Source organism: Desulfobacter curvatus DSM 3379, from assembly GCF_000373985.1.
Taxonomy (GTDB): Bacteria; Desulfobacterota; Desulfobacteria; order Desulfobacterales; family Desulfobacteraceae; genus Desulfobacter; species Desulfobacter curvatus.
On record NZ_KB893054.1, the window covers coordinates 50,891 to 57,588 of the forward strand.

General features: G+C 48.6%; 7 protein-coding genes. 5 read left to right on the plus strand and 2 right to left on the minus strand.

Going from position 1 to position 6,698, the window contains the following annotated elements:
- Positions 1 to 98: 98 nt before the first annotated feature.
- From gyrA to B147_RS0111770, 5 genes are all read left to right on the plus strand, one after another.
- Complete coding sequence (gene gyrA / locus B147_RS0111750; RefSeq protein WP_020587396.1) at positions 99 to 2,633, plus strand: DNA gyrase subunit A; 2,535 nt, start codon at positions 99 to 101, stop codon at positions 2,631 to 2,633.
- Entirely contained in the window at positions 2,611 to 3,330 is a 720-nt protein-coding gene (gene radC / locus B147_RS0111755; protein ID WP_020587397.1) for a RadC family protein, read from the plus strand. Before gyrA ends, radC begins: the two co-directional genes overlap by 23 nt.
- Positions 3,327 to 3,599, plus strand: coding sequence for a hypothetical protein (locus B147_RS0111760; protein ID WP_020587398.1), 273 nt, complete (start codon positions 3,327 to 3,329; stop codon positions 3,597 to 3,599). The genes radC and B147_RS0111760 overlap by 4 nt, the downstream gene beginning before the upstream one ends.
- Positions 3,600 to 3,717: 118 nt before the next feature.
- On the plus strand, positions 3,718 to 4,893 hold the full coding sequence (locus tag B147_RS0111765; protein WP_020587399.1) for a phosphoglycerate kinase: 1,176 nt from the start codon (positions 3,718 to 3,720) through the stop codon (positions 4,891 to 4,893).
- A gap of 26 nt (positions 4,894 to 4,919) precedes the next feature.
- A complete protein-coding gene (locus tag B147_RS0111770; RefSeq protein ID WP_020587400.1) occupies positions 4,920 to 5,975 on the plus strand; it encodes a hypothetical protein in 1,056 nt (351 codons plus the stop codon).
- Positions 5,976 to 5,982: 7 nt separating this feature from the next.
- Here B147_RS0111770 and B147_RS0111775 read toward each other — a convergent pair whose 3' ends face one another.
- Together B147_RS0111775 and B147_RS32450 are read right to left on the minus strand one after the other, a co-directional pair.
- Positions 5,983 to 6,441: an N-acetyltransferase gene (locus tag B147_RS0111775; RefSeq protein ID WP_020587401.1), complete on the minus strand. Its 459-nt coding sequence runs from the start codon at positions 6,439 to 6,441 to the stop codon at positions 5,983 to 5,985.
- Positions 6,442 to 6,510: 69 nt separating this feature from the next.
- Positions 6,511 to 6,698 (minus strand): hypothetical protein (locus tag B147_RS32450; RefSeq protein WP_026259620.1); only part of this gene is annotated, 188 nt, incomplete at its 5' end.

Here is a 6,698-nt window from a genome sequence, read left to right on the forward strand (position 1 = left end):
TCACCGGGGTTTTTTCCAAAACATGCCATGAATAGATCTTTTAAGCGGCTTGAGCGGATTTTTTCATAAGCAATTTAATCGGGAGCAGTTAATTTAGGATGATTCAAAACGAAAGCACCAGTATTGAGAAAGAGATGAGGCAGTCTTATCTCGAGTATGCCATGAGTGTCATTATCGGGCGGGCGCTGCCCGATGTCCGGGACGGGTTAAAACCGGTCCACCGGCGTGTGTTATATGCCATGCAGCAGCTTCACAATGACTGGAATAAACCCTATAAGAAATCTGCCCGTATCGTGGGTGATGTGATTGGTAAATATCACCCACATGGGGATTCTGCCGTGTATGACACCATTGTCCGCATGGCCCAGGACTTCTCCCTGCGTTATACCCTGGTGGACGGCCAGGGCAATTTTGGCTCCGTGGACGGCGACTCTCCGGCTGCCATGCGTTATACGGAAATCCGTATGCGCAAGCTTTCCCACCAGATGCTGGCTGATCTTGAAAAAGAGACTGTGGAATTCATCCCCAATTATGATGAAACCATAGAGGAACCCGCCGTCCTCCCCACTAAGTTTCCGGCATTACTGGTGAACGGGTCTTCGGGGATTGCCGTGGGTATGACCACAAATGTGCCTCCTCATAACATTAGCGAAGTCATTGAGGGGTTAAAGGCGCTCATTGACAACCCAGGATTGGACACACGGGCATTGATGGCACATATTCCTGGGCCGGATTTTCCTACCTATGGTCATATTTACGGTACCAAAGGGATTTTTGAAGCCTATGACTCCGGCCGGGGCATTATCACGCTGCGGGCCAAAGTGGAAGTTGAGGAAAACAAGAAAACCGGCCAGGAAACCATTGTGGTCACGGAACTTCCCTATCAGGTAAATAAGGCCAAGGTGGTGGAAAAGATCGCCGAGTTGGTCCGGGACAAGGTGATCACCGGTGTCTCCTATGTGCGGGATGAATCCGACCGCCAGGGCATGCGCATGGCCGTTGGGCTCAAACGCGACCAAATCGCTGAAGTGGTGATCAATCAGCTTTACAAGCACACCAATATGCAGACCAGTTTTGGCATTATCTTTCTGGCGGTGGTCAATAACCGGCCTGAACTGCTTTCCCTTAAAGAAATCCTAAACCACTTTATTTCCCACAGGACCAACGTTATTATCCGGCGTACCCGCTATGATCTGCGCAAAGCAGAAGAACGGGCCCATATTCTGGAAGGGTTGAAGATTGCCTTGGATAATTTGGATGAAGTGGTTGCCCTGATCCGGGCATCCCAGTCACCGGAAGAGGCCAGGACCGGTTTGATAAACCGGTTTGATCTGACGGAAATCCAAGCCCAGGCTATTTTGGATATGCGGCTTCAGCGGCTTACCGGACTGGAGCGTGAAAAGATCGAAACAGAGTATCAGGGCCTGCTCAAGGATATTGCCTGGTTTAAGGAGATCCTTGGGTCTGAAACTGTGGTCCGGGGACTGATCAAGGATGAATTGACCGAACTTAATGATGAGTTTGGGGATGAGCGGCGCACCCGTATCGTGGAGAGCACCGCTGAAATTTCCATTGAAGATCTTATTGCCGAAGAAGACATGGTGGTCACGGTGACCCGCAGTGGATACATCAAACGTAATCCCGTGACTCTTTATGCCAGCCAGCACCGGGGAGGCAAAGGCAAAACCGCCATGGGAACCAAATCCGACGATTTTGTGGAACATCTGTTTGTCGCCTCCACCCACGCCACTTTCCTTTTTATTACCAACTTCGGCAAAGTGTATCAGGCCAAGGTGTATGAACTGCCCATGGCCGGCCGTTCCTCACTTGGCAAGGCCATTGTGAACCTGCTTAATTTTGATGAGGGCGAAAAACTTGCCACCGTGCTTACCGTGGATGAATTCTCAGAGAATCGGTACGTTGTCATGGCTACCAAGAAAGGCCGGGTGAAAAAGACCGAGCTGATGGCCTATTCACGTCCCCGGGCAGGGGGGCTTATCGGTGTGAAGCTGGCCGAAGGTGACGAGCTCATTGCTGCACGCATCACCGACGGCTCCCAGGAGATCTTTTTGGGGTCCGAGGGGGGCAAGGTAATCCGGTTTAATGAAGAAGATGTCCGTGATGTGGGCCGCGGCTCCATGGGCGTGCGGGGCATGCGCATAGACGAGGGTGCCCGGGTGGTGGGCATGGAGGTGCTTGGAGATGAGGATACGCTTCTAACGGTTACGGAAAATGGTTACGGAAAACGTTCCAACATTGAGGAGTATAGAACCCAGGCCCGGGGCGGTAAAGGCGTTTTTTCCATTAAAACCTCCAAGCGTAACGGTAAGATGATGGCCCTTGCCCTGGTAGGTGACAGTGATGAGTTGATGATGGTTACGGATAAGGGTAAACTGATTCGTACCGATATCTGCGGAATCAACGTAATTTCCAGAAATACCCAGGGGGTCAAACTCATCAACCTGGCACAGGGAGAGAAACTCATCGGCATTGCCCGACTTCCTAAAGAGGATGGTGATCCTGATGATGATAATACATGTTTTTCTCCGGATGAGGATGATGCCGACATCTTAGATGATCCAAAAGACCTTGATACGGATGACCCGATAGATGAACAGGGAGACGACGAATAAGGGTGCCGGACATCGGCAGCGCCTGAGGGAACGCTTCCTTCAGGCCGGTCTGTCAGGGTTCCATGACTATGAGGTCCTGGAACTTCTTTTGGCCCTGAATACTCCGCGAAAGGATACCAAGCAGGCTGCCAAAGATCTTTTAGCGGAATTCAAAACCCTGCCCCGGGTGCTGGAGAGTGATACCCAGGCCCTTTGCCAGGTTAAGGGGGTGGGGCCTGCCAATAGCTTCGGGATACACCTGATCAAGGCGGTGGCTGACCGGTACCTTGAGACTCGGATACTTAAAATGGATGTGGTCAGTAACCCTGAAAGCCTGATCGCCTATTTAAACCAGACCATTGGTTACAAAAGCAAAGAACATTTTTTAGGGATATTCCTGGATGCCAAAAACAGGGTCATGGCATCGGAAATTCTTTTTACCGGAACCCTTTCAGCCTCGGCTGTATATCCACGGGAAGTGATTGCACGCAGCCTTGCACACAATGCGGCGTCAGTGGTTTTAGCGCATAATCATCCGTCCGGAGATATTACACCCTCAGCGCAGGATATCCGTATTACCCGGACCCTGTTTTTTGCCCTGGCATTTGCCGGTATTCATATCCACGACCATCTTGTCACAGGCAGTCAGGGGTATTACAGTTTTGCCGCCCAGGGGGTAATGGCGCAGTTTCAAAAGGAGTTTGAGCAGATTAAATGACGAGTCAAGACGATCTTCCCGACTGTTTTGGGGATCTTGAAAAAGTGTTTCCCATGGGGCCCAAGGGGTTGCGGGAAACCCCGGAACAATGCTTCTACCATTGTCCGGTGAAAACAAAGTGCCTTCAACAGGCACTGGCCACAAAAAACGGAATTCAGGTTGAAGAAGAGGTTATTGAACGATCCACAAAAGCCGGGGCCATCACCTTTTTTGAACGCTGGTCCAGGAAAAAACAGGCGCACCGGCGGGGTCTGAAAATGAGGAAATAGTGTTTAGCTTTTTTTATGATAAAGTCTTTGTAATCTATACAGATTTTTCAATTTTCGTTGTGGGTTGAGCCTGGATGTTGATAGACCAGGCCGGCCATGGCCGTTATTAGGAGGGGATATGAAATCGGTTCGAGACATTGATGTAAACGGTAAAACCCTTTTTATCCGGGTGGACTATAATCTACCTATGGATGACCAGGGCAATATTACTGATGACAACCGGATCCGGGCCACCCTGGACCTGATTACCTATTTGATTGACAAAAAAGCCAAATTAGTTTTGGCCTCCCATTTAGGCCGTCCTAAAGGTGGCCGTGACGAGAAATTCAGCCTTAAGCCAGCAGCCGTCAGACTGTCGGAACTTTTAAACACGCCTGTGGCATTTGCCGATGATTGTATTGGAGATGCGGTGAAAAAGCAGGTTCAAGCCCTTGAGCCCGGCCAGATTCTCATGCTTGAGAATTTAAGATTTCACGATGAGGAGAAAAAAAATGATCCTGGGTTTGCAAAGGCCCTTGCAGACCTTTGTGATGTTTATGTGAATAATGCTTTTGCCGTATCCCATCGGGACCAGGCATCGGTGACCGGTATTACCCAGTATGCGAAATCGTCTGTAGCCGGTTTTCTGCTTGAAAAAGAGGTGCGTTCATATTACGATTCTGTGGAACATCCTAAGAAACCGCTGGTCGTTGTGATTGGCGGCGCAAAAGTTTCCAGCAAACTGGCTGCTCTTGAAAATATGCTCAAGTTTGTGGACTGCATGATCATCGGTGGTGCCATGGCCAATACCTTTCTTGCGGCAAATGGCGTGGATACCAAGGGCTCCATGATTGAAACGGATTTGATTAAGACCGCTTCGGATATCATGTCCCATGCCAGGGAAAAAGGCATTGATCTGCTTTTGCCCGTAGATCTGGTTGTTGCGGAGCGTTTTGACAAGGATTCCCCATCGCGCATCGTTCTTTTGGATGAGATCCCGGATGGCTGGATGGCCCTGGATATTGGTCCTGAAAGTTCCCAAAGTTTCGCCAAAGCCATTGCCGATGCCGGTACCATTGTGTGGAACGGCCCCATGGGGGTGTTTGAAATGGACCGGTTTGCTGCAGGTACCCAGACCATAGCAGATGCCATTGCCAAGTCTCCCGCCTTTTCCGTTGTGGGCGGTGGTGATACCGGGCTTGCCGCCAAGCAATGCGGGATTACCGAAAACGTCAGCTATATCTCTACAGGGGGCGGGGCTTTTCTGCACATGATGGAAGGAAAAGTGCTACCGGGAGTGGCCGCCCTGGAATAGTTCAGACCAGAAAGGATTAACGTGAGGTGAAATTTTGCAAATTACGGCATGCTTTGAGTAGAGAGGACCGGTTGCGCCGGTCCTATTACCAGGTATTAAGGGATGAACTGGATCAGTTTGTCCTGGATTACTGCCTTGTGGGGTCTTACAATAATTTTTTAAAACTTCGGACTCCTTATCCCTTTGTTGAGTTAAGGGAACTCAAACCCCGGGCGCGCATCCCTTCCGTTGAGTTTGAGGCACAAAATTCTTTTCTGATCATTTTTTGTGAAGATTATATTGATAAAATTCACAAAAAGTATATCCGGTATTTTGACGTTAATAAAACCACGAAAACCAATCTGCTCGGACTCAAAGATTTCCCTGATCTTGAAAACTACAACCGGAACATAAAATGTTTTGAGTCCGACGGTTTTTTTTCTCTTCTTAAAAACCTGCTGCCTGTGGATTATGCCATATTAATCCAGCCTAACCATAGGCTGAAGAGTCAGTATGCCTTGACCCATTTTCACGTCAGAGTGGATTGGCCCATTGCCGATGCATCGGAAAATCTTGCCAAATTTTTACGTTATATCTCCAAAGATCTGTACGAAAAAGGGGATTGTTACGCTGAAAATATGCAAAAAAAATTGTTTGAATATTATGGGGTCCCTGTGTTGGCCGGTGGACGAAGGACGGCTGCCATTGTCGCTGCCCAGTATTTCAGGCAGCTCGACTCAATTACTACGGTGTATGTTGCATCCAGTGAATCACGAAGCCTGCTGCGCTTTGATGAAAAAGGCGTGTCGAAGTCCGTTCTGGTAAAGCTTGAGGTTGACCAGGTTAAAGCCTTGGCACAGCAGGAGGGTCTTCCCCAGAGTACTTTTACCAATAATTATGTGGTGGCCCGCCAGGGGAAATTTTATATTTGTATTTTCAATGTCTGGTATGATTACACTATCCATGCACTACCCTCGGAAGGCGGCCGCCTGCGGGAACTGAATCCGGATAATAACTGGCTGACCGTGGCCGAAGAACATATCCTTCCCAAACCGTCCGTATCAAAGTATGCGCCCATTCCCTACAAGATGGTTTATGCCTGAACTTAAACTATAATTGTTTTATCATGGCGATTTCATCACAATCCGGGAATTTAACACAGTCCAGGCATCCGGCCCAGATTTTGACCATGGGCAGATTGTCTTTTTCAGTGATTGCAAATCCGAAACGGGCAAAGAAATCCGGGCGGTAGGTCAGCGCAAACAAAGTTTTTAATTTAAAGTAGAAGGCTTCCTGGATACAGCGTTCTGTAAGGGCAGATCCGATCCCCCGGCCATTGTATTCTTCTTTTACTGCAACGGAGCGGATTTCGGCGATATCTTCCCAGCAAAAAGCCAGTGCGGCACAACCTGTTATTATGCCGGTATCTTCATCTTCATATACCCAGAAATCCCGTAAATGGTCATAAAGGTTGCTTAAAGGCCGAGCTAAAAGCTCTCCTTTTTCGGCATAAAATTGAAGCAGGGCATGTATGGGGGCAACATCATGGATGAGTGCTTTTCTTATCATGGCTGAAATTCCGTTTTTTGGGGCTCCCTAAAGAGTCTTCGTGTTCCAAATTGGCTGTTCATGATTACTTCAAGCCTTAAAATATACCATGTTTATTGGACCGGGTATATCAAAATGTTCCATACTCAGTGCTGACGCATAAATAATAAAAGGTCGGCCGAAGTTGTTCCGCCCACTCCTTTTTGGGAAAATTCCGCCTTTCCTTCTTTCAGAAGGCATCGGAAAGGTAGTTCTTCCTACACAAACCATGGCCTGTA